Origin of the sequence: Proteus sp. fly-1013 (assembly GCF_040140245.1) — a bacterium.
Taxonomy (GTDB): domain Bacteria; phylum Pseudomonadota; class Gammaproteobacteria; order Enterobacterales; family Enterobacteriaceae; genus Proteus; species Proteus mirabilis_B.
This window is the reverse complement of the sequence record NZ_JBEEWD010000004.1, coordinates 292,295-316,027: the sequence shown is the minus strand read 5'-3', so window position 1 is coordinate 316,027 and position 23,733 is coordinate 292,295. Positions and strand designations below refer to the sequence as shown.

General features: G+C 36.9%; 21 protein-coding genes and 4 tRNA genes. 22 read left to right on the top strand and 3 right to left on the bottom strand.

Translation table 11 applies throughout. The features are described 5' to 3' along the window. Positions 1-84: 84 nt before the first annotated feature. Positions 85-2,712, top strand: coding sequence for a DNA topoisomerase (ATP-hydrolyzing) subunit A (gene gyrA / locus ABN236_RS10205; protein ID WP_088495147.1), 2,628 nt, complete (start codon positions 85-87; stop codon positions 2,710-2,712). A gap of 192 nt (positions 2,713-2,904) precedes the next feature. Continuing rightward, entirely contained in the window at positions 2,905-5,739 is a 2,835-nt protein-coding gene (rcsC, locus tag ABN236_RS10200; RefSeq protein WP_349473913.1) for a two-component system sensor histidine kinase RcsC, read from the top strand. A 403-nt stretch (positions 5,740-6,142) separates the two neighbouring features. Here the strand turns inward: rcsC and rcsB are convergent, their stop codons facing one another. Both rcsB and rcsD read right to left on the bottom strand, forming a co-directional pair. After that, a complete protein-coding gene (gene rcsB / locus ABN236_RS10195) occupies positions 6,143-6,799 on the bottom strand; it encodes a response regulator transcription factor RcsB (protein ID WP_006533269.1) in 657 nt (218 codons plus the stop codon). 2 nt (positions 6,800-6,801) lie between these two features. Further along, the gene (gene rcsD, locus ABN236_RS10190) at positions 6,802-9,510 is read right to left on the bottom strand and encodes a phosphotransferase RcsD (protein ID WP_088495149.1); all 2,709 of its coding nucleotides are present in this window, start codon (positions 9,508-9,510) and stop codon (positions 6,802-6,804) included. A 202-nt stretch (positions 9,511-9,712) separates the two neighbouring features. On the opposite strand from rcsD, the gene ABN236_RS10185 reads away from it, so the two are divergent. The 4 genes from ABN236_RS10185 (at position 9,713) to ABN236_RS10170 (ending at position 10,343) form a co-directional block, all read left to right on the top strand. Further along, a tRNA-Ser gene (locus tag ABN236_RS10185) sits at positions 9,713-9,800 on the top strand. Positions 9,801-9,806: 6 nt separating this feature from the next. Further along, positions 9,807-9,882, top strand: a tRNA-Thr gene (locus tag ABN236_RS10180). A 291-nt stretch (positions 9,883-10,173) separates the two neighbouring features. Continuing rightward, positions 10,174-10,261 (top strand) — tRNA-Ser (locus ABN236_RS10175). Positions 10,262-10,267: 6 nt separating this feature from the next. Next, positions 10,268-10,343 (top strand) — tRNA-Thr (locus ABN236_RS10170). Between the two features lie 130 nt (positions 10,344-10,473). Here ABN236_RS10170 and ABN236_RS10165 read toward each other — a convergent pair. Next, positions 10,474-11,211 carry a S24 family peptidase gene (locus ABN236_RS10165; RefSeq protein WP_088495150.1) on the bottom strand — a complete coding sequence of 246 codons (738 nt, stop codon included), beginning with the start codon at positions 11,209-11,211 and terminating at the stop codon, positions 10,474-10,476. A gap of 241 nt (positions 11,212-11,452) precedes the next feature. On the opposite strand from ABN236_RS10165, the gene ABN236_RS10160 reads away from it, so the two are divergent. From ABN236_RS10160 to ABN236_RS10085, 16 genes are all read left to right on the top strand, one after another. After that, a complete protein-coding gene (locus ABN236_RS10160; protein WP_156733706.1) occupies positions 11,453-12,268 on the top strand; it encodes an antitermination protein Q in 816 nt (271 codons plus the stop codon). Positions 12,269-12,630: 362 nt separating this feature from the next. After that, on the top strand, positions 12,631-12,939 hold the full coding sequence (locus ABN236_RS10155; protein ID WP_088495157.1) for a phage holin, lambda family: 309 nt from the start codon (positions 12,631-12,633) through the stop codon (positions 12,937-12,939). Further along, on the top strand, positions 12,932-13,336 hold the full coding sequence (locus ABN236_RS10150; RefSeq protein ID WP_270753794.1) for a structural protein: 405 nt from the start codon (positions 12,932-12,934) through the stop codon (positions 13,334-13,336). Before ABN236_RS10155 ends, ABN236_RS10150 begins: the two co-directional genes overlap by 8 nt. Next, positions 13,333-13,782 carry a lysis protein gene (locus ABN236_RS10145; protein ID WP_349473912.1) on the top strand — a complete coding sequence of 150 codons (450 nt, stop codon included), beginning with the start codon at positions 13,333-13,335 and terminating at the stop codon, positions 13,780-13,782. Before ABN236_RS10150 ends, ABN236_RS10145 begins: the two co-directional genes overlap by 4 nt. 97 nt (positions 13,783-13,879) lie before the next feature. Then, positions 13,880-14,392 carry a phage gateway protein gene (locus ABN236_RS10140; protein ID WP_270753791.1) on the top strand — a complete coding sequence of 171 codons (513 nt, stop codon included), beginning with the start codon at positions 13,880-13,882 and terminating at the stop codon, positions 14,390-14,392. A gap of 8 nt (positions 14,393-14,400) precedes the next feature. Next, positions 14,401-15,888 carry a DUF3383 domain-containing protein gene (locus tag ABN236_RS10135; RefSeq protein WP_349473911.1) on the top strand — a complete coding sequence of 496 codons (1,488 nt, stop codon included), beginning with the start codon at positions 14,401-14,403 and terminating at the stop codon, positions 15,886-15,888. Positions 15,889-15,898: 10 nt separating this feature from the next. Further along, positions 15,899-16,351 (top strand): phage tail fiber protein, encoded by a 453-nt coding sequence (locus ABN236_RS10130; protein ID WP_075674211.1) that lies wholly within the window; start codon positions 15,899-15,901, stop codon positions 16,349-16,351. A 63-nt stretch (positions 16,352-16,414) separates the two neighbouring features. Then, positions 16,415-16,873 (top strand): hypothetical protein, encoded by a 459-nt coding sequence (locus ABN236_RS10125; protein ID WP_156733698.1) that lies wholly within the window; start codon positions 16,415-16,417, stop codon positions 16,871-16,873. Positions 16,874-16,955: 82 nt separating this feature from the next. Continuing rightward, positions 16,956-19,259 (top strand): phage tail family protein, encoded by a 2,304-nt coding sequence (locus tag ABN236_RS10120; protein WP_349473910.1) that lies wholly within the window; start codon positions 16,956-16,958, stop codon positions 19,257-19,259. Positions 19,260-19,261: 2 nt separating this feature from the next. Beyond that, positions 19,262-19,750: a phage baseplate protein gene (locus ABN236_RS10115; protein WP_109420400.1), complete on the top strand. Its 489-nt coding sequence runs from the start codon at positions 19,262-19,264 to the stop codon at positions 19,748-19,750. Positions 19,751-19,762: 12 nt separating this feature from the next. Next, positions 19,763-20,083 (top strand): phage baseplate plug family protein, encoded by a 321-nt coding sequence (locus ABN236_RS10110; protein WP_109420401.1) that lies wholly within the window; start codon positions 19,763-19,765, stop codon positions 20,081-20,083. Then, complete coding sequence (locus ABN236_RS10105; RefSeq protein ID WP_088495167.1) at positions 20,052-20,864, top strand: baseplate hub protein; 813 nt, start codon at positions 20,052-20,054, stop codon at positions 20,862-20,864. Before ABN236_RS10110 ends, ABN236_RS10105 begins: the two co-directional genes overlap by 32 nt. A 2-nt stretch (positions 20,865-20,866) precedes the next feature. After that, entirely contained in the window at positions 20,867-21,559 is a 693-nt protein-coding gene (locus ABN236_RS10100; RefSeq protein ID WP_088495168.1) for a Gp138 family membrane-puncturing spike protein, read from the top strand. Continuing rightward, positions 21,556-21,900, top strand: coding sequence for a contractile injection system sheath initiator (locus tag ABN236_RS10095; protein WP_099660640.1), 345 nt, complete (start codon positions 21,556-21,558; stop codon positions 21,898-21,900). The genes ABN236_RS10100 and ABN236_RS10095 overlap by 4 nt, the downstream gene beginning before the upstream one ends. Then, on the top strand, positions 21,893-23,080 hold the full coding sequence (locus ABN236_RS10090) for a baseplate J/gp47 family protein (RefSeq protein ID WP_156733691.1): 1,188 nt from the start codon (positions 21,893-21,895) through the stop codon (positions 23,078-23,080). Before ABN236_RS10095 ends, ABN236_RS10090 begins: the two co-directional genes overlap by 8 nt. Beyond that, the gene (locus ABN236_RS10085; RefSeq protein ID WP_102949488.1) at positions 23,077-23,733 is read left to right on the top strand and encodes a DUF2612 domain-containing protein; all 657 of its coding nucleotides are present in this window, start codon (positions 23,077-23,079) and stop codon (positions 23,731-23,733) included. The genes ABN236_RS10090 and ABN236_RS10085 overlap by 4 nt, the downstream gene beginning before the upstream one ends.

The following is a 23,733-nucleotide window of genomic DNA, read 5'->3' as shown; positions in this document are numbered from 1 at the left end:
TTAGTTGTTTCCTTTTTCCAAAAATTGGCGATTTGTGGTATAGTTCTAAACCTTTGAATCCGTAGTATGAGGGACAGTGGCTCCATGAGCGACATTGCCAGAGAAATCACACCAGTTAATATCGAAGAAGAGCTGAAAAGCTCATATTTGGATTATGCGATGTCTGTTATTGTAGGACGCGCATTACCCGATGTTCGAGACGGACTGAAGCCAGTACACCGCCGAGTGCTTTTCGCGATGAATGTACTAGGAAACGATTGGAATAAACCTTATAAAAAATCAGCCCGTGTTGTTGGGGATGTTATCGGTAAATATCACCCGCACGGTGACAGTGCTGTTTATGAAACGATTGTTCGTTTAGCACAGCCTTTTTCTATGCGTTACATGTTGGTTGACGGGCAGGGTAACTTCGGGTCAGTTGATGGTGACTCGGCTGCTGCAATGCGTTATACCGAAGTTCGTATGGCGAAAATCGCCCATGAACTGCTGGCGGATTTGGAAAAAGAAACGGTTGATTTTGTTCCTAACTATGATGGAACAGAACATATTCCGGCAGTAATGCCAACCCGTATTCCAAACTTGTTAGTCAATGGTTCTTCAGGGATTGCGGTAGGGATGGCAACAAACATTCCTCCACATAACCTAGGCGAAGTTATCGACGGCTGTCTTGCTTATGTTGATAACGAAGACATCACGATTGAAGAGTTGATGGAACATATTACGGGGCCTGATTTCCCGACTGCCGCTATTATTAATGGTCGCAGAGGAATTTTAGATGCTTACCGTACTGGTCGCGGAAAAATTTATATCCGTGCTCAGGCTGATATCGAAACTGATGAGAAAACAGGTCGCGAAACTATTATCGTGACAGAAATTCCTTATCAGGTGAATAAAGCTCGTTTAATTGAAAAAATTGCAGAGCTTGTTAAAGATAAGCGTATTGAAGGTATTAGCGGATTACGTGACGAGTCTGATAAAGACGGTATGCGTATTGTCGTTGAAATCAAACGTGATGCTGTGGGTGAAGTGGTATTAAATCACTTATTCTCACAAACACAAATGCAGGTTTCTTTCGGTATTAATATGGTTGCGCTTCACCAAGGCCAGCCAAAATTATTAAATCTAAAAGAAATTATCTCTGCCTTTATTCGTCACCGTCGTGAAGTTGTTACTCGTCGTACTATTTACGAATTACGCAAAGCGCGTGACCGTGCTCATATCTTAGAAGCACTGGCTGTTGCATTGGCGAACATCGACCCAGTTATTGAAATGATCCGTCAAGCACCAAATCCAGCAGAAGCAAAAGCGGCATTAATTGCGCAGCCTTGGGATTTAGGTAGCGTTTCTACCATGTTAGAGCGTGCTGGCGACAGCAACGTTGCTCGTCCTGAATGGTTAGAGCCACAATATGGCGTGCATGACGGTAAATACTATCTAACAGAGCAACAAGCTCAAGCTATTTTGGATCTGCGTTTGCAGAAACTGACAGGCCTTGAACATGAAAAACTGTTAGATGAATATCGTGAGTTATTACTCCAAATTGCTGAGTTATTACATATCTTAAGAAGCCCAGAACGTTTGATGGAAGTTATTCGTGAAGAGCTAAATGCGATTAAAGATCAATATAACGATCCTCGTCGCACCGAGATCACTGAAAACACGGCTGATATTAATATTGAAGACTTGATCAATGAAGAAAATGTTGTTGTGACACTTTCTCACCAAGGTTACGTTAAATATCAACCACTTACTGATTACGAAGCACAGCGTCGTGGCGGTAAAGGTAAATCAGCAGCAAGAATTAAAGAAGAAGACTTTATCGATCGTCTATTGGTGGCTAACACCCATGACACGATTTTATGCTTCTCAAGCCGTGGTCGTCTCTACTGGATGAAGGTTTACCAGTTACCAGAGGCAAGTCGCGGTGCTCGTGGTCGTCCAATTATCAACTTACTACCTCTTGAGCAAAATGAACGTATTACCGCTATTTTGCCAGTAAGAGAGTATGAAGAAGGTAAGTTTGTCTTTATGGCAACGGCAAGCGGAACTGTGAAGAAAACACCTCTGCAAGATTTCAGCCGTCCTCGTAGTGCAGGTATCATTGCCGTTAACTTAAATGAAGGCGATGAATTAATCGGTGTTGATTTAACCGATAGCACAAACGAAGTTATGTTGTTCTCTGCTGAAGGCAAAGTGGTTCGCTTTGCGGAAGATTGTGTTCGTCCAATGGGTCGTACTGCGACAGGTGTTCGTGGTATGAAACTGAGCGATGACGATAAAGTGGTTTCACTTATCATCCCTCGCGGTGAAGGTGATATCTTAACCGTAACTGAAAATGGTTATGGTAAACGTACTGCTCAAAGCGAATACCCAACGAAGAATCGTGCAACACAAGGCGTTATCTCTATTAAAGTGAGTGAGCGTAACGGTAAAGTTGTTGGTGCAATTCAAGTTGAAGAAACTGACCAGATTATGATGATCACCAATGCGGGTACATTAGTTCGTACACGTGTTTCTGAAGTCAGCATTGTTGGACGTAATACACAAGGTGTTACCTTAATTCGTACAACAGAAGATGAGTTGGTTGTTGGCTTGCAACGTGTTGAAGATGAAGACGATGCATTAGATGACGACGAAGTTAATGAGGTTATTAGCGAAACGCCATCAGAAGCACCTGATTCAGATTTAGCAGATGATGCGGACGAAGAATAATATTTATCATTATTGTGATGTATAAATAAAAGAAAGCAGGCATAATTGCCTGCTTTTTTTATGTGGTAGGATCAGTTCATCATCAGAAATAATTATCCTGATGATAAAGATCATATCATTCAGACATTCAGTAACTTCTGCTAGAATAGAATAAGTTTCTTGTGCGGTAGGAATATTGATTAGGGTGGTTGTTTGAGATATCTCTCGTCCTTTAAAACATCGTTAAAAATTTCCCGCTACCTTTTTCGCATATTAGGTATCATGTTGTGGGCGATGGGTGCATTGCTAACCATGTTTTACCTCATCAATATCTTCAATGATACTAAGTCTGATATTCGGCAAGAGTATAGTAATAACTATACTAATCTCCTTGGTTTCTTTAGGCAAACCTCCGGCACCATCCGCGATTTACAATACCTCGCAGAACGTCACCAAGAACAAATTAATTTAAACCCGAGCATGAAAAACTCATTATTTTATGAAGGACCATTCTCACTTCATAAACTTAATGACACCGCAGATTGTGAATTATTTAAGGGGCAAACAAACAACTATTTCCGCTCCTTTAACAGCATCTTATATTATTGGAAAGATAACACTCCGGCATTACAAGGGATAAACCAAGTCTTTATGGTTGGCTCCCATAGCATGTGTATGATTAACTTCCCTTTGCGCGCATCCCCTGTTGATACTGAAATGTTGAAAAAAATGGTTTACGAAAATACACGTAACTATGTTAATCAACGCGCACAAGGTAAAGAAGTTAACCAATATTGGATAGTGCCAGATGCAAAAGGGGATAGTGGCATTTTATATGTTATGTCGCCAGTTTATGCCTCAGGTAAATTCATTGGTCTGATTGGTATTGAAAGAGCTATTCGTCTTGAGTATTTTTCTCCTGCCAAAGATAGGGTGATTTCAATTCACCTTCTTAACAGTAGGAACACCACTGTTTTAAGCTATCCAGCAGAAAATAACTATCATGCAGTTAAACAGGTTCCTGATGTCAGTGCTCCTTATTTTGGTTTTGATGAAGACTTTAGTGATTTAGTTGCTAAGCGTAAATTATTACCTTCATCTTTTAGTGTGGTGTATTCATTACCACTCAAACAAATTTTAAATGAATTTAAATTCACGATTTTTAATGCGCTGATCTTAAATATTATTTCAGCCATTATGATTTTTATTTTCGTCTGGATCTTTGAGAGAAAAATATTCTCTCCAGCTGAAAATAATGCCTCTCGTCTAGAAGAGCACGAACAGTTTAACCATAAGATTGTGGCATCAGCGCCAGTCGGGATCAGTATTCTTAGAATACGTGATGGCATGATCATCTTAAGTAACGAGCTAGCACACAACTATTTTCGTTTGCTTAGCCATAGCGATAAACAAAATATCCTTTCTATTATTGCTGAGAAAAGTAGCAATATGGTCGATGTAGTGACCAACAATCGTAATCATCTGCAAATAAGCTTTGTTAACTCACGTTATCAAAATGAAGATGTGGCTATCTGTGTTTTAGTGGATATTAGCGCACGGGTTAAAATGGAGCGCTCACTACAAAATATGGCAACAGCTGCGGAGCAAGCTAACCAAGCTAAATCGATGTTTTTGGCAACGGTCAGCCACGAATTACGAACACCACTTTATGGCATTATTGGTAATCTAGAATTATTGCAGTCGCTTACACAAAATGATGATACTTCTCGATTACTAAAGACGATGGATAACTCCTCATCGTTATTGCTAAAAATTATTAGCGATATCCTCGATTTCTCGAAAATTGAATCGAAACAGTTAAAAATTGATATTAAGCCATTTAATTGTCGCCAAGTGCTCTCTTTTGTTATTTCTAACTATTTACCTTTGATTGCGAAAAAAGACTTGGCTATTTACTGTTTTATCGAACCTGACGTACCAAAAATTGTAAATAGTGATCCTGTTCGCGTACAACAAGTTATCTCTAATTTATTGAATAACAGTATTAAATTTACCACGACGGGATGTATTACCTTACATCTTTATAAAGATGATTATTATCTCTATTTTGATATTCACGATACAGGGCGAGGCATTAGCGATAAAGCATTACATGAGCTGTTTGAACCATTCTTCCAAGTATCTCAAAATACAGAAAGTGCATCAGAGGGAACAGGATTAGGTTTGGCCATTTGTGAAAAACTGATCAACTTAATGGATGGGGATATCAGTGTTGTTTCCCAAGAAAATATTGGTAGCCGTTTTACGGTTCGTATACCTCTTTATGGTGCCTTAGAAGGAATAGAATCATCTTCTAAACAGAATATTTATAAAGAAAGTAATGTTCGTTGCTTTATAGATATTAAAAATCTTTATTTGGAAGGTTTTATTGGTCGATACCTTCGTTATTTCGGTTTGAGCTGTGAATTACTTACTGAAGAAGTGGTGATATCTTCAAACGATTTTATTATTACGGACTACGATCTACCAAGAAAAGATAACTGCCAATTTATTAGGATCAATGAGCATTACTTTGAGCCATCGAAGAAAATAGCTGAAAATGTATGGGTATGCAGTACTTACAAACTAAATGAATTAACAAAAATAATACTGCAATTACCACAAAACAAAGTTGAAGCTAATTGCGTAGAGATGGTGGAGCAAGCTATAGATTGTAGCTTACAAACCTTAACGGTTCTTATTGTCGATGATCATCCAATAAACCGCTTATTGTTGACCGATCAACTGAAAAAAATCGGTTTTAATACAGCAACAGCAGAAGATGGCTGTGATGCATTAACGTATTTAGCTAAGAATCATGTTGATATCGTGCTGACGGATGTCAATATGCCGAATATGAATGGCTATCAGCTTGCAACACATATAAGAGAAATGGGCAGCGATATGCCTGTGATCGGTGTGACGGCGAATGCGATTGCTGAAGAGAAGCAACGTTGTATTGATGCTGGAATGAATGATTGTGTATCTAAACCTGTTTCGCTTTCCATTTTAAGAGAAGTGTTGGTGAGGCATATACCTAAAGAATAATTCTAGATCGTGAACGATAAAATGAGTAAATAAATAAAGACTAATTTATTAGTCTTTATTTATTTTTAAGCCCAAACAAGGCGAAAAATGATGTGTTTAAAAAGCATTTTGATAGATAAGATGAAACAAAGCAGAGCCATAACGAGATAAATTGATTAAAAAGCGGGGTAAGAAAGCCTCTACAACGGTCTGTGAGCCTGGAAATAAATAAAGGTATGAAGAAATAGAAGAATAATTTATACAGCTTATAGGAGTTTGTGGACAAGGAGGATATTACAAGGAAAGAGAAAGATAAACCCAAGGAGAATGAGGAATAAAGAGTAAAAACTAAAAAGCAGAGAAGCTCCCACAAAGGGTTGAGCTTCCTGATTTTATCGGTGTGACTAAGGTAACTACGGTGAAATTAATCTGGGCCGTTAATTTCCTTATCAATAGTCACTGATGACAAGTAATTAAGTAATGCGATATCGTTATCGACACCTAATTTCATCATGGCTGATTTTTTCTGGCTACTAATCGTTTTAATACTGCGATTAAGTTTCTTCGCAATTTCAGTCACAAGGAAGCCTTCAGCAAATAATCTCAGCACTTCACTTTCTTTTGGTGATAAGCGTTTATCGCCATAGCCATTCGCATTGACTTTTTCAAGTAGCTTAGCAACGCTTTCAGGCATAAATTTCTTGCCTTTTTGTAGCGCAGCCAATGCTTTTGGCAGATCAGTCGGAGCACCTTGTTTAAGCACAATACCTTCAATTTCAAGATCAAGGACTGCACTCAAAATAGCCGGGTTGTTATTCATGGTAAGTACAATGATCGACAAATTAGGATAATGTCTTTTTATGTACTTAATGAGTGTAATACCATCACCATACTTATCGCCAGGCATGGACAAGTCAGTAATTAATGCATCCACATTTAACTTAGGTAAGTTATTGATAAGTGAGGTCGAATCTTCAAATTCACCTACAACATTGACCCATTCAATTTGTTCTAAAGATTTACGAATACCGAATAAAACGATTGGGTGATCATCGGCAATAATAATATTAAGGTTATTCATGTTTAATTGTTACCTTGCTGCAGCAACTGTTGAATCCATTTATCCAGTTGAGTGATACGTTCTTTGATCTCTAATTCATTATGATTTTTTATGTCATGTTCTAAATATTCACAGCTTTCTCTGAGATATTCTAAATCTAACATGGCAAAAACCCCTTTTAGACGATGAGCTGTCTGGGCTAGAGAATGAAAGTCTTTATTTGTTGCTTCTAAGTGTAGTTTTTCAACATCAATAGGAACAGTACTGATAAATAGTTCCTTATAATCACTACCATTCAACGTCTTCCTATAATTATTAAGAATTACTTCGTATTTATCAAGGTTATTATTTTCATCCCAAATACTCTCTTTAGTTGTATCTAGGGGGAATGACTCATTTTCTTCAATTAAATAAGTAATAGCCTCTATTAAAGGATCTCCGAAGTTATAGTTACACTTTATTAAATCTTTTGATATTTTTTCAAATCCAACAATAGAGCTCATTAATAATATTGTTGGAGATTCAGGATTATCATTCGGCGTATCCCTAAGTATGATATCGTATTCAGGATAAAGATTCTCTCTATTTTTATCAAAGTATGTAGCGCCATATTTATCAAGCTGTTGGCAAATGATTTTTTCTATTTCAGGGTTTTTTATGGCGAGTTTTGCGTTTATTCCCTCTAATAATACGTTAAAAGTACGTTCTTCTGTATCTATATGCTGGTATGGGAGTACAATTCGGAAATGAGAACCAATACTTTCTTGGCTCTTAATCGTTAATTCTCCCTGTATTTTATTACATAACAAATGACACAAATAAAAAATGATACCTGAATTAGAATAATATTTGTCTCCCATTGCTTGGCCTAAGAATGGGTATTTTATATTAGCAATGTCTTGAGGTGTAAGCCCACTTCCACTGTCAATAATATCAATAAGTATTTCTTCTTTATCTTTATTTTGAGCTAAATTTAGATTAACGGTTATCTTTCCATAATTAGTCGTACTAATGGCATAATTAATCAATGATAAAATAATCTTACTTAAAGCTGGACCATCGTTAATTAAAAGTAAGCCAGGTCTTATATTATTGTGGAAATAAAGTGTTAGGCCTTTTCTTATCATAAAAGGTGATGCTGTTATCAGAATAGATTCAACTAATGTTGAGAGTTCAAATTCATCCTTATGAATTTTCCATTCTTGATTTTCTAACTTATTAATTAATGTAATGTTTTCTATCCATTCAGAAATGTAATTTGTTTTCTCTAATAATAAGCTAAGTAATTGTTGGTGGGTATCTTCGGGTAATAACTCTTTGAATTGATAAACCATCTCATTTATATCTTTGATGGGACGCATCAATTCTAATGACATATTAGATAAAATCTTGCGCCGTGCGATGGTGTTTTTCTCATATTCTTGCTGTGCAAGTTGTAATTTTTTATTGATTAGTGCTTCATTATCTTTATTCAGAAATATGAATAATGATGTATTGTCAATATTGTTGTTATTACTGGTTCTTATTTCATAAATTTCGTTGTTGATAGCCGTTTGGATTAAGCCATTGTGTTCAACCGCCATTTGGCGGATCTTAGATAAATCGATATGAGGCAGCAATTTTTCCGCATGACTATTACTAATAATCTTATGGTTAGAGGAAAAATTATAGACTAATAATCCTATCGGAAGGTTCGAAATGATGTCGTTTGTCATCTCTTCTTTGATCCGTAGATTACGAGTCATAGAGATATAAGGGAAAACGTACTTATTACGAATATAGATATGGCCAAAAACGGAGATAGAAATAAATACCAGCAGGCTGATTAATAACCAAATATTTTTGTAGGCAATCTCTTTTATAATCGATTTCAACGGATATTCATAAGAGAGTGAATAGGGGATCCCTGCAATCGGCTGAGAAAAGATCAGTGAAGAGCCGTCAGTTGATACTTCAATGCTATTTTTGTCGTAAACAGATTGCTGACCTGTTGGAAGTAGCCTTAAGTAGTGTGGAGACAATTCTGAAGGTAAGAAATTATTGATAGGTAAATCAAACGCCACTACGCTAGTTAACTGACCTGGTACATTAAACATAATACGATAAGTGTAGTAATAGATGTTTTCTGTAGACATCTTTCTAATAGGAGAAAGACTCTCTTTTTCATCTAATGCCGTTGATTGCATCAATAACTCAGACCGTTTATTTTCAGCCGTTAATGTTAAATAGCTTTCTTTGTAACGGATTTCTGGTTTAAGCACAGAATGAGTCGTAATTAAGATAAGATCATTCCCTTTACCATTTAGATAATAAAGTGAACTGTAATCATTACGCACTCCCCAAAGAATTTCGAGTGAATTTGCAAATCGTTGTGCTAGCTGAAAGGTTTGTTCATTGGGTTTGCCGAATATAATGGAATCTACAGTTTGATCTCGCCCTTCAAGCCAAAACACATCAGAACGTAATTTTATTGGATTAAGTGGCAATACAGGAAACGTTGAGGTATCGGTTATTTTATTTGATAGCTGAAAAAGCTGATTAGAGTGGTAACGGTAATCTTCAACCTGTCGAGCAAATTTGAGAGTCGTATTGTTGATAGCATTTTTTTTGCTATCCAGCCAAGTGTCAAAATAACTGTAAGCGTATAGAAAAAGCGATATGACCATAAAAAGAAGAAATAGGGCATATAGACGAGTTAGTGTATTTGGCTTGAGTTGGTTCAGTGTACGCATTCAGTTTGCGAGCCTTTAAGAGACAATGTAATTAAAAATAGAAAATTGAATAAACAATCACCATTATTCAGTCATTATATTAACAGGTTATCACTTTAAAAGGGATATTCGGATGAACTTTGAGCAAACAAACAAAAAAATCCAATTTTTTTACAATCTGAGCTAGACAGCGGGGTCAGAGATAGGCATAATTCCGCGCTATGGAAGGATGGCCGAGTGGCTGAAGGCAGCGGTCTTGAAAACCGCCGATGGGAAACCATCCTAGAGTTCGAATCTCTATCCTTCCGCCAGAATTAGCCGGCTTAGCTCAGTTGGTAGAGCAACTGACTTGTAATCAGTAGGTCACCAGTTCGACTCCGGTAGCCGGCACCATATAAGAACCCGTTATCTCGTAAGAGATAGCGGGTTTTTTCTTATCTATAATTCTATTTTTCATTTTCCCTCTTATTTATTTTTATTTAATTCCTTTTGGATTACTCCGTTTATTTCTCGATATCACTATGGTTTTTTTATCTCTAGTTATCAAAAATTAACCAATATATTAGTGGGTTAGCATTTTTTAAGCAGAAAGCGCTTGAAGATTGAGCAAACAGATAAAAAAGTCATTTTTTTTACAATCAGGACTAGACAGCGGGGTCAGAGATAGGCATAATTCCGCGCTATGGAAGGATGGCCGAGTGGCTGAAGGCAGCGGTCTTGAAAACCGCCGATGGGAAACCATCCTAGAGTTCGAATCTCTATCCTTCCGCCAGAATTAGCCGGCTTAGCTCAGTTGGTAGAGCAACTGACTTGTAATCAGTAGGTCACCAGTTCGACTCCGGTAGCCGGCACCATATAAGAACCCGTTATCTCGCAAGAGATAGCGGGTTTTTTCTTGGGTAAATTTTATGGGTGTAGATTAAAAAACACCACATAAAAGAGAGTAGTGTTTTCGTGTATTACATGATTATCGATCTATCACGATCACCAACCCATCACGGACCAATTAAATACGCGTCCCAAAATTTTCACTTCTTCTAATGTAGAACGCTCATCTGGGTAATCAATAGTGTTATAGCTACGGATGATAATAGTGTTATTGGGGAGTCGATGTAAAATTTTGACTCTTAAAAGATCACCTTGTTGAATAGCATAAATACCGCCATCAACAATTTTTGTATGTCCTGTACTAATTGTTACAATTGAACCATCAGGAATAACAGGGGACATACTGTCACCGTGAACTTTAAAAGCAACAGCATCACTAGGTTGAACGCCATAGCGATTAAATGTAGAACGAGAAAATCTCAATAATTCCACCTTCTGATTATCAGTGGTACAACTTCCAAAACCGGCAGCCAATTCAATAGTAGTATAGAAGGGGATCTCGACTTCATCTCGTTCTATCGGTGTATTATTATCCCAATCATCAACGGGTGTCATCTCATTGACCGAAACACCATCGTTTCTTTTTGCTCCCCGTCCATATTCTAACCATTCTGCTCGAATATCGAGCCATTGACTTAATGCTAAGATATTTGTTGGATCGGGAATTGACTCACTGTTTAGCCATTTCCATACTGCTGGAGCACTGACTTTTATACCTTGTTCAGCGAGTGCATCTGTAATTCTTTTACCTAACCCACGTCCTGCAATCCCTGAATCTAAACAAGCTTCTTGAAGCCTTTTTGTGAACTCCGTTTTATTATCATTTTTAACCATTGGTTAATTTCCTTTGCTACTTGACGTTACATTGGTTAAAATATAGCATTAACTATTAGTTAATAAAAGTATGAAAAGTACAAAAAAGTAACTAAATAAACCAATGCAAGAGTGGTAAGTAAAAATCACGTTGAGATAACGCCGTAAAATGCGGGTGATTTAGATGCATAAATGCCATGCCTTGTCGTGGTACATGGATGACCAATTAGTAGTAGTGATAGGAAATCAAAAGGAGCATTAAATGAGACTAGCAGACTTACCTAAATACTTTTCACCCAAAAGTATTGTATTGAGTGATGTAAGAACTGTTAAAGCAGTAGATTCGCTTTCAGTAACCGATGTAATGACATCAATTAGCCTAGTAACGCGAAAAGGGCGCATGGGAATAGAATTGTTTTTAGCTAAACATAATATTAGTAACCCAAGCGAAGCGATAGAAAGCCTTTACCAATATGCATTAACCCAAGCTTATCAATATAAAGCGATTGATAAATTAACTGAAAACGATAAAGCCAAAGTTTTACATATTATTGCTAATTATGCTTTTCAAGATTACGCAAGAAGTGCCGCAAGTAAGAAAGCGTGCCCTGATTGCAGTAATGGATTTATTGAGGTTGAAGTTTTTACCACTAAAAGCTACACCTCAAAATCGGTTAAAGGGCTTGAGCAAAACTTTAAAGATGGGCTGAAAGTTAAACCAATAAATAAGACCTCTTATCGTGAAGTGAGAGAGACAACTCGAGTTGTTTGCCCTACATGTAAAGGGAAGGCTGAAATTCGTTTAGCATGCCGTTGCCATGGACGTGGTCAAATTTTAGATAAAAAAGAGAGTGAAAAGCAGGGTATGCCTGTTTTCAAACCTTGCAATCAATGTTCAGGGCGCGGGTATCCTCGTTTAAAATTCAGCGAAGTATTAGAACAAGTACAAACGGTAGTGGGTGTTTCTAAAACTGTTGCGTACAGTAACTATAAGCCGTTATTTGAACATTTAGTTGAAGAATGCTTTAAAGAAGAGTCTTTGTCGGAAAAAATTCTTCAAGAAGTGACTGTTAAGTAATAATTTTCTATGTTTATTTGTTTTTGTAGAAACTAGTTATTGACCTTTAGGAAAAAAAAGCATACTATATCCCCACAGTGAGAGATTTGTATCTAAAGACCTCACAGCAGAATATAAAGAGCCTCACTTCGGTGGGGTTTTTTTGTATCTCGATTTTCTTAACTAAGATAATTAACAATATCTGTTAAATTTTATTTTTAATTGAAGACCACAATGTGGTCTTTTTTTATATCCGCCATTTATCTAATTAGATAAATAAAACACAAACATACTCATGTTAAAACAGTGCTTAAATTTAAGTGCTGTGGATGAGTATATTATTTATTACAGTTCCTCCTATTGGAGGTAAGCCATGAGAAACAATGAAAGAAAATCCAGATCTATGGGAACAGATATTTATCGTTCTTTCTTCAATGAAAGAGCAAGGAATATCAGCCTCTCTAGCTGGAGGAATGGCTATTCTTCGAGGTTTATATAACGGCGGAGGATGGAAAAAAACCTCTATAGATGGGCTGATGTGTGCAATGTTTGCTTGGTTTATTAAAGATATTCTAATTCTATTTAATATTAATCATGAGTTTGCTTACTTAGCCAGCGTATTTATCGGCTATGTCGGAGTAGATTCCGTGAGTAAACTCCTTAAAGGAAGAGCAGGAGTTAAAAATGGCTAAAATAGCACGAGGTGAGCGTAATAATAACCCTGGTAATATTCGGCATGGTTCGAAATGGCAGGGATTATCCTTTGAGCAAACAGATAAAGACTTTTGCCAATTTATTTCATCTGAATATGGAATACGTGCTATCTACAAATTATTACAAACTTACCAGAAAAAATATGGTTTAAATACCATTAGAACAATTGTCAATCGTTATGCTCCACCTAACGAAAATAATACAGAAGGCTATATTAGCCGAGCATCAAAAGAAATTGGTATTGATGCCAACAACCCAATTAATACACAATTAAAAAATGTCACTATTCCCTTGGCTGTCGCGATTGTTAATATTGAACTTGGCTATCAACCTTATTCAGAAAAAGTGTTTGAAGATGCTTGGTTATTGCTATGAATTATTTATCAAAAATAATGTTAATAGCGATTTTATGCTTAGGGATAGGATTGCTTTGGTTAATTGATAAAAATAAATCGCTGCAACAGGAATACGATAATATTAACCAATCTCTTATTCAGCAGATTGCAGAGAATAAAGATTATCGATTAAGAATAAATCGGCTTAATCAACTTGATAATCGTCATTTACAGGAACTTGTTCATGCAAAAAAAGAAATTGATCAGTTGCGTGATATTAGTGAGCGCGCTCCTGAGCGGGTGTATATCAAAGCCGAGTGTTCTAAAGTCTCAGCCACTTCCACCACCAGCTTGGTTGATGCAAACACCGCCAGACCTACTGACACCGCTATCCGAAATTATTGGATACTCAGAGAACGAATTGCGCAATCAGAACAGATAATTTTAGGGTTACAAGATTATATTCGCCAAGAGTGTATTAATTAAAAATCCCTTTAATTAATTTATAATCAATAAAATTATTTATAAAACAAAATTAATTAAATGTTTTTAAAGAAAAGGAGAGTTATATTAAGGAGGTGAAATGAAAGATAATGATATTAATATTGCCATTCGTGAACAACTATTAAAACAATTTAAATCAGCAAATATTAATGTTGAGGTTATTGCTGGTTTTCAGCCAGAGAAAAGACAAGATAGTAATATTATTATGTTTTTTCCTATAAAGGAGGTTGGCCAAGGTTGGCAAAAAAGGAATTACAATGTTCAAGGTAATAATGCAAACCATAAAGAACAACAACTGATTGAATTAACGTTTCAGGTTCAAGGTTTTATTAAACAACATCCAAATTTAACAGCAGGTGATTTAGTTAGAATGACTCGAATGATTATTAATTCGTTGTCTTTTGTTGAATCAATGAGAAAAGTGGGAATAGGGATACAACGGGCGAGCGAAATTAGACGAGCGCCGATAATGAATGCTGGAAATAGCTATGAGCATAATCCTTCATTTGATTTTAATATCACTTTTTCCAGTACGTTATCTTTAGACACTGCTGCAACAAATTTACTTATTTCTAATCTATTTCGTATTTAAGGATAAATATGTCTATTAAACAAACTCGCTATATTGATATTGCGAGCGCGGTTGTTGGTGCATCAGCTGCACCTATGCGCAAACTTACAGCCCGTATTTTCTCAACAAACCCTAAAATTCCAGCAGGTAAAGTACTTGAGTTTGCCAGTGGGCAAGTGGATGAGTTGCTTGGTGCAGGATCACCAGAAGCGAAATTTGCTCGCCAATATTTTAGTTATGTTAGCCCTGCGCCTATTAGTAAACCTAAAGAGCTACAAATTGCTTCTTTTGAACCTGTAGGTCGGGCGCCGGCATTGTTTGGTACGCCAGCAGCAACTCTTGATAAATTAAAGCTGATTGAAGAGGGAGCATTTACTTTAACTATCGGTGATGTCTCTAAAAATATTACTGATATTTCTCTAAAAGATGCAGAGTCTTACGCTGATATTGCCTCTCTTATCCAAGCTAAATTAAATGCTGAAAGTGAACCTCAATTTGCAAATTGTTATGTCACTTTTAATGCACTTGATGGTGCTTTCTTGATGAGTGGCGGTGTACAAGAAAAAGCGAAGATCACTATGGAACATTCACCTTTAGCCGATGCTATGGGGTTAAGTGATGGTGAAGCATCTGAAGGGAATGTGGCACAAACGGCTCTTCAAGCATTTATTGCTGCCGAAGCCATTTCTGATTCATTTGGTAGTGCGACATTCTTGACTGAGCTTACGGTCGAGCAAAGCGTTGAACTAGCAGAGTACATTGCAGGCGAAAATGTAAAATATCAGCTCTATTTGTCAGTTCCGGATAAACAAGCCGAAATTTACAGTAAAGCATTAATCGGTACCGCATCAACGGGCTTAAATTTAAAAACAGATGATGGCTTTTTTGTTCAAGCTCTACCTATGGCAATTATGGCGGCAACAGATTTTGATCGCACAAACGCGATCACTAACTATATGTATCGCCAATTTGGTATCACTTTCCCATCTCAAGTTAAAACAGATATTGCGGCTGATCGATTAGATAAATTACGCATTAACTATTATGGCGAAACGGCTGTTACTGGCACTGATATTAGTTTCTATCAACGTGGATTTTTATGTGGAAATGCTTCTAATCCATTAGATATGAGTGTTCATAGTAATGAGCAATGGCTAAAAGCCTATATCGCACAGCAATGGTTAAGCTTATTACTTTCCACCCGCGGTATTCCAGCTAATAAAGATGGTGAAGCAAGAGCAATGATGGTTATTGCCGGCGCTGTTACGAAAGCATTAAATAATGGCACTATTCTTACCAACAAAAAGCTGACTGAAGTACAAAAAATCGCAATTACAGATGCAGCTGGTGATGATTTAGCGTGGCACGATGTACAAAACAAAGGTTATTGGTACAACGCTGAAATCGTTGAAGAAACAGGTCCTTCAAATTTACCAGAATACACCATGAAATATGTATTAATTTACGGTAAAGGCGATTGGGTTCGTAAAGTTGAAGGCTCACACAATTTAGTTTAAGGAACAAACAATGAACGATATTTCAGCAACAGGTTTGAGTTTAATTATTCAGGCAAGCAACACATTTCCTGCAGGTATTCCTATTACCACATTTTCGGATGAGGGTGATCCATTAGATTTACCGGCTGTCGATATTACAGCAACCGCAGTAGATATTAATGGTAATTTAGTGAGTTGGTCGGCACCTACACCTCAAACTGTGACAATCAACGTATTAGCAGGAAGCGAAGAAGATGAAAACTTGGCTATTTTACTTGATGCAAATACAGCAAGACGAGGACGTCGTCATGCAAGCGATATTATTACACTAGTGGCTTCTTATGGTGATGGTTCTATTACCACTGCTCGTAATGGTCGAATTACTAATGGTAGCCGTGGTAATTCAATATCAAACAATGCTCGCCTTAAATCTAAGCAATACACCTTCATTTTCCAAGATTTTGATCGTGTCAGAGCACGTTAATTTTTAGCGTTATTCTTATTCATCTAATGGCGACTTCGGTCGCCTTTTTTATGGAATTTAATTATGTTAATTAAACCCAAAGAGATCACTGTTATTGATAGTGATCGTGAAGAACACACTTTTATTATTAGCCGATTGCCTGCAACGATTGGACGAGAAATTCTTGCTAAATACCCTTTATCAAATGCACCCAAAATTGGTGATTATGAAGTTAGCAAAGAAGCCATGTTAAAAATGATGGCTTATGTAGCAGTCGAAAAAGAAGGGCAAGAAATTTATCTAAAAACCAGCACATTAATTGATAATCATGTGCCCGATGGGGAGGCTTTGATCCGTCTTGAACTCGAAATGCTGAAGTATAACACCAGTTTTTTCGGCAAAGACGGGAGCCAAAATTTCCTACAATACCTTCTAGGCAAGTTCAGCGGTTCTCTCCCGTCGATTATAAAAACGCTGATGGCTTCTTTGCAGTCATCATCTCCGCGGGTTTCGCCTCCTTCACAGAACTCAAAACAACCATAGATCTAGAAGAAGCCTTTGATCTGTGGGAGATCGCGATTACTAATCGTTATAACGAGGCGCTTGCGGCGTCAAAGGAGAGATAATGTCTCTATTACAGGTATTTTCTCAGGTACTGATGTTGGAGGCTGAAGTATCTGATAGTGCATTAGCAAATATCAGAAAGTCAGCAGATGAAATTCTTGCTGAAATGAAAAATATTGAGCAGGGTGTTTCAGGCGGCATTACTAGTTTCTATAACTTTGTTCAAGAAATTCATCTCAATCTTGGTGAATTACCTGAAGATCATGACATAAGTATTTCATTTAATAGTGATGAAATTACAACTGCTTCTGTAACCATTGAAAATTCAATTCAAAGCATGATCAAAAGTGCGCTAATGGGGACGCAAGAGTTTGATAAATTCTTGCAAGAAATCTTAATGGGCATGTTGGGCTTATCACTCAATGAGCCAATAAATATTGATCTTAATATTAGTGAAACTCAAGATAAAATTAATTCAGTAACACAAAGTATTGATGACCTAAAAAGTTCTATGTCGGTGTTAGATTACCAAAGAGGATTGGTCAATAACAATGGTGCAGCTGAAGCTCACATTTTAGCAAGTCTTAATGCTGAATATGATGCGATGGAGGATCAACTATCCTCACTGAATAATGAATTGGGATCTTTAACTGAAGCCGAGAAGAAAAATAAAGAAAGTAAAATTGTTATTGATGCACTGATTAAACAATTAGGTGCCGATTACGATACTTTTATTGGCACAATGCAAACTCAAGGTATTGATGCTGCGATTAAAGAAGCAAAGGCTCAACGTCGATTAGGCGAGAGCGTTGATGAAACAGGTAAAAGCTATCAAAAAACCGTAGAAAAAATGAAGGATTATATTCTTAATGCCATAGGTGTTAAGGATATTACGGGGGCTTTGCAAAAGGTTTTCTCTGCTTCATTAGATCGTGCCAAAGAAATAGAGTCATTAGATAAACTGAGTAAAAAAATAGGTATCGCGGCTATCGATATCGATGCTTTTTCTGGTGCTATGGCTGAAATGGGGGGCACAAAAGAAGCCGCTCAAGCCGATTTAACTGCTATGGCAAATGCATTTACTGATACAGAAGATCCTATTGAACAACTATTAAAAACCGCAGACAAAGTCAAAGAAATGAGCTTTGAAGGGGCCCAAAAAGAGCTGGAAAAATTGGGTGTTGTGGACGAAAAAACCATTGAATTAATGATGAAAGGTCGGGAAGAATTAGAACGCACAATGGGGGTGCAAAAACAGTTCTCCGGCATTAATGATGAAAGTATTGAAAGTTCTATTCAACTTAATGCAGTAATGAATAAATTTGATCAATTGGCTGCGCAATTAAAAAATAACTTTTTGGAGATAATCATTCCTGTTCTTGCAAAAGGAATAACGTGGTTTGATAAATTAGTTAATTTCTGTATTGAGAATAAAGATTTTGTTATCGGTTTTTTCTCAGCTATTGGTAGCGCTGTTGCTATTTATTATCTGCCCGCGATGGTGTCTGCGGCAGTTGCTACACTTGCAACTGCGCTTCCTATATTAGCTATTGCAGCTGTTATTGGTCTCTTAGCGACGGCATTTAAACTCGTCTATGACGATATTATGAATTTTATTAATGGTAATGATTCAATGATAGGCAGTATTTTGGATCAATACCCCGCGCTTAAAGACGCAATAATGGTGGTATGGGAAGCATGGCAAGTTTTTGTTCAATCTTTAAAGATTGCTTCAAAGGTTCTTGCTGAACAATTTATTGCTGCTTGGAATTATATATCTGACGCATTTAATCAATTCGTTATAGCGCTTAATGCGGGCATTAATAATATTATCGAGTGGGGGCAATCAATAATTAGTGTCTTTATTTTTGTCTCTGATGCAGTGGTTAGTGTATTTAGTTGGATGTGGGAATATATAGAGAAAATATTAGGTTGGGTTAATGAAGGTATTGACTCTATAAAAGGAATTTGGCAATCAGCAAAAAGCTTTTTGGGAATGGACGATGCTGAAAAAGAGGTCACTGTTGTTCAAAAAGTAGAGCGACAATTATCTGATGAAGGTAGTCTCAATTATACCCTGCCACAGTCAAATCCAACGATGCGATATTATAATCCAATACAAGATGTAAATGCGTTAAATAATGGATTAACACTATCTTCAACAAATAGTTTAAACCCAATAACTAGCCAAATGATCAGTAACCAATCAAGCATTAAAAATGAAAATAATGTTCAAATTGGTGAAATCAGAGTTGAAACACAAGCCACTGATGGCGTTGCTGTTGCTAAAGTTCTTGATGAGACATTGAAAAATAAAGCCTCTAAAGAAATATCAGAGCATTATTCTAGCGGAGGGAAGGCTTAACTATGATAACGGAAGTTAGAATTTTTGATTTAGAGTCATTCACAACGCTATTTGATAGCGTTAATCCGATGAAAGTTTCAATTACTGATAGTCATCAAGTCATTAAATTTGCGGTTGAAAATGGCGAAAATCGCAGCGACCACGTCATTATTAATCCTATTAGTATAGGTGTCGAGTTGCTATTAACGGGTGATATTGCGGATCGTTATTCTATTATAAAGCAGCTTTATGATGAACACACATTAGTGGGAATTCAAACCAGAGTTAAAACCTATCAACCAATGTTGTTAGAAAGTTTGACTCACGATGAAGATCCCCAAAAAGTGAATGCCATCGAATTAAAACTTAAATTTACAGAATGGAAAACAATAGAGCCCGAATATAATAAAAAATCCTCTAAATCAACCAAAAAACCAAAGCAAATCTCAACAGTTAATCGTGGCAATGTCAAAAGTAAAAAATCAACACAAGCAGGAAAAAAAGAAAAATAGGAGATAGATAAAATGCAGGTTATTCCATTACAAGCTATTCCTAATCAGCGGTTTTCTGTCGAAATAGCCGGTGTTGATTGGACATTTACGCTAAAAGTCGCTAATCAAACAATGTTTTGTGATATTGAGCGAGATGGTGAAGTCCTTATTACAGGTATTCGCTTGGTTGCTAATACACCTATTATCCCTTATCGCTATTTAAACCAAGGGATTAATTTAATCTTTCTAACAGAAAATGATGCTTTACCGTGGTATGAGGAATTTACAAAAACACAATCATTAGTGTATTGGAGTGATGAAGATGGATCTTCGGCGAATAAGGGTGGGGATTGAGGTCGGTGAAAGGCTTCAATGGTATGAAGGATTGCGTATATCAGCAGGAGGAAAGAAATATGCAAATCCATTACAAAACGAATGTAAAATCGCTATTACAGGGCTTAATACCGAGACAAGAGATTATTTGCTGACGGAAACAAGTCCTTATAATAAAAATAAGCAAGTCCGACGACTTTATTTAGAAGTTGGTCGAATTAACTCTGGGCTATTCTCACTTTTTATTGGCGATATTGTCAGTGCGGAAATAGACTCTCCTCCAGATGTTACCGTAACGTTATCTGCAAAAACCAGCCATCATTGTTCTGGAAAAATTATTTCCTCTAGTGGTGGCGCTATTCAAAAATTGAGTGAAATCGCGTTAGCCATTGCCAATGATTGTGGTGTGAAATTGGATTTTCAGGCGACCGATAAGAATATTGCTAATTGGTATTATTGTGGCTCTGCATTACATCAAATAGAGCGTTTACAAGAGTCGGGAAATGTTAAAGCTTTTATTGATGATGATACGTTATTCGTAAAAGATGATGATAAAGCATTAAAAAGCCGATTTCGTATTTTGAATATGAACTCAGGCATGATTGGCATTCCCAAAGCCACTGAGAGTGGCTTAACGGTGAGTTATCTTATCGATAGTACCTCTGAACTAGGCGGAATGCTTCGCCTTGATAGCAAATTAAATACCTCACTAAATGGTGATTACATTATTGAACAACTTGAATTTAAAGTTGCTTCACATGATGCAGATTTCACTTATACCGCAACGTGTAAACGAGCTTAATTATGAGTAAACCCAATAATGATATTGCCAGTGTTGGTTCATTGGCAGGGGCTTTTTCGTCTGCATTTCGCCATTTAATGATGAATACCGATGATATGTTACCCGCAACCGTCATTAATTATGATGAGCAAACCAATCGAGCCATGATCAAACCTTTGGTCATGATGTTGACTACGGATGATGAAAAAATTTCTCGGGCACCGGTTGCTAATATTCCCGTGTTTCGATTTGGTGGTGGTGGTTTTTTTATTAGAGCGCCCATTAAACCGGGTGACTTTGGCTGGCTAAAGGCGAGCGATCGCGACATTAGCCTTATTTTTCAACGTGGTGGTTTGGAAGATCAACCCAATACAACACGATTACATTCGTTTAGTGATGCGATGTTTTTTCCTGACACGATCAAAGGATGGGCAATTGATGGGAAGAATATTGATGCCTTAGTTATTCAATCAATGGATGGCTCAGTCTGTTTCTCTCTTCACAACGATAAAGTTGTATTAGAAGCCCCAAAATATGAAATCAATGCACCTGAAACGATATTTACTGGCAATGTTACCGTTAATGGTAATTACGCCGTAAATGGTAATAGTGATTCACAAGGTGGACTGATGCGCCATAACGGAAAAGATATCGGCTCAACACATACTCATAGTGGGGTGCAATCAGGGAAAGATAATACAGGGAGTCCAATATGAGGACATTTTCAATAAACCAGCAGAATGATTTTGCGATAGGTGCTGATGGTAACCTTCAAATTTGTGACAACGATGATGCAGTAAAAAATCTTTGTCAGCATTTTATTAAAGCTGTACGCGGTGAAATGCTACATAAAAAAGATAAAGGAATTCCTTATTGGTCTGCAACATTTAGCCGACAAGTTGATATTCCTTTATTCGAAATGGCATTTCGACAACGTATTGCTGAAATAGAGGAAGTTGTTGCTATCACTTATTTCCATGCTTTTCTAGAAGAGGGGACATTGAAATATCAGGCAGATATACGCACGATATATGGAGGATTTACATTGAATGGCTGACTATCGTTATATTAATAATAAAGGGGTGATTGTTCCAGACACATCGATGTTACGAAATAATGTCGAAGATGAATTCCGCGCTGTATTTGGTCAATCTATTAATTTATCGCCAGAAACCCCACAAGGGGTATTGGCAACTATGGAAATTGAAAATAGAGATGCCATTGTTCGTAATAATGCCGAGCTTGCAAATCAAATAAATCCCGATATTGCTGGTGGTGTTTTTCTCGATGCAATATGGGCGTTAATGGGCGGAGAGCGTATTAATGCCACACATTCCTATTTAAGTGATGTCGAGTTTACTGGTATTCCCGGTACTATTATTCCTAAAGGCTCTCAGGCGCTCACAATAACAGGTGCTACTTTTGAAACATTATCACCATTAATTATCGCTAATAATGGGAAAATTAAAGGCGATATGAGAGCTAAAGAATATGGTCCTATTACTTGTGGCGTTGGGCAATTAAATAAAGTGGCAAGTTCTGTATTAGGATGGGAAAAAGTGAATAACTTAACCCACGCTGTTGTTGGTCGCCATGCTGAGTCAGATATAAAGGCAAGGCGTCGGCGTAAACAAACATTAGCTAAAAATACAGTCAGTGTTGCAGAAGCAATTACCTCTTCGCTATATGAATTAGAGGGCGTTAATTCTCTTTCTTTTCGTGAAAATTTTAATGATAAAGCGTTGGTTGTCGATGGGATCTCATTATTACCTCATAGCATTTATGTGTGTGTAGAAGGTGGAGATAGCCATGAAATTGCTAAATCATTATTAAGAACAAAAACAATAGGCGCTGCATTTAATGGTGATATTGAAATAAATGTAATAGAGCCAGCAAGTGGGCAGGAATATCCTATTAAGTTTTCACGTCCGAAAGAAGTGCCTGTGTTTTGCCGTGTGTCTGTAAAAAAATCCAATATTGATGCGCAAACCATTATTCCTAATGCGTTAGAGAAATGGGTTCAGGGCGAAATAGATGGAGATAATGGGCTGGTGGTTGGGCGAGAGGTTTCTCCTTTTGAAATTTCAGCAGCGGTTAATGCGGTTGAGCCTCATTTATTTGTCACTAAAGTTGAGCTTTCAACAGACGGAAAGAATTGGAATGTTGCATTAATTCCTATCAAACTTAATCAAATTGCCCGATTACCAAAAGGGGCGGTACAAGTGGTGATCGCATGAATATTCAAGAATTTGATTTTCATTCTGATCTACTAAAAGCGATCCTCTGGCAATATGAAAATGCAGATAAATTAAAAGCATTAGCACATTTAAAAGCCACTTACTTTAATCAATCTACGGTTTCATTTTGGCAAAACTGGTATCGAGATGTCTTTAATATTGATACAGCTAACGATTTTGGTTTATCAGTATGGTCACGTATTTTAGATGTGCCTTTAGGAATTGATATTCCTCCTAGTGATAAAAATAAGATAGGTTTTGGCTTTGGTAAAAAGAAAACCAATTTTAAGGCAAACTTTCGACGAAATGCTGATTACACGTTATCGCTAACTTTAGATCAAAAAAGAATGCTAGTGAGAATGCGTTATTTCAATCTCACTCAAAGTCCTACCGTAACCAATATTAACGAATTTCTTAAACGTTTTTTCTGGCGTGAAGATAGCAAAGTCTTTGTGCTCGATCCTTTTGATATGACGTATATGTATTACGTTTTTAATTTTAATCCAGATGAACGTTTACGTCTTTTATTAGAAAACTTCGATTTAATGCCTCGCCCTTCAGGTGTAGGTGTCAAATATCGCATCATAACTAAAAAAGCTTTTGGCTATGGCCAATATCGTAAAAACTTTCTGAAGAGTAATTTCGGAGAATAA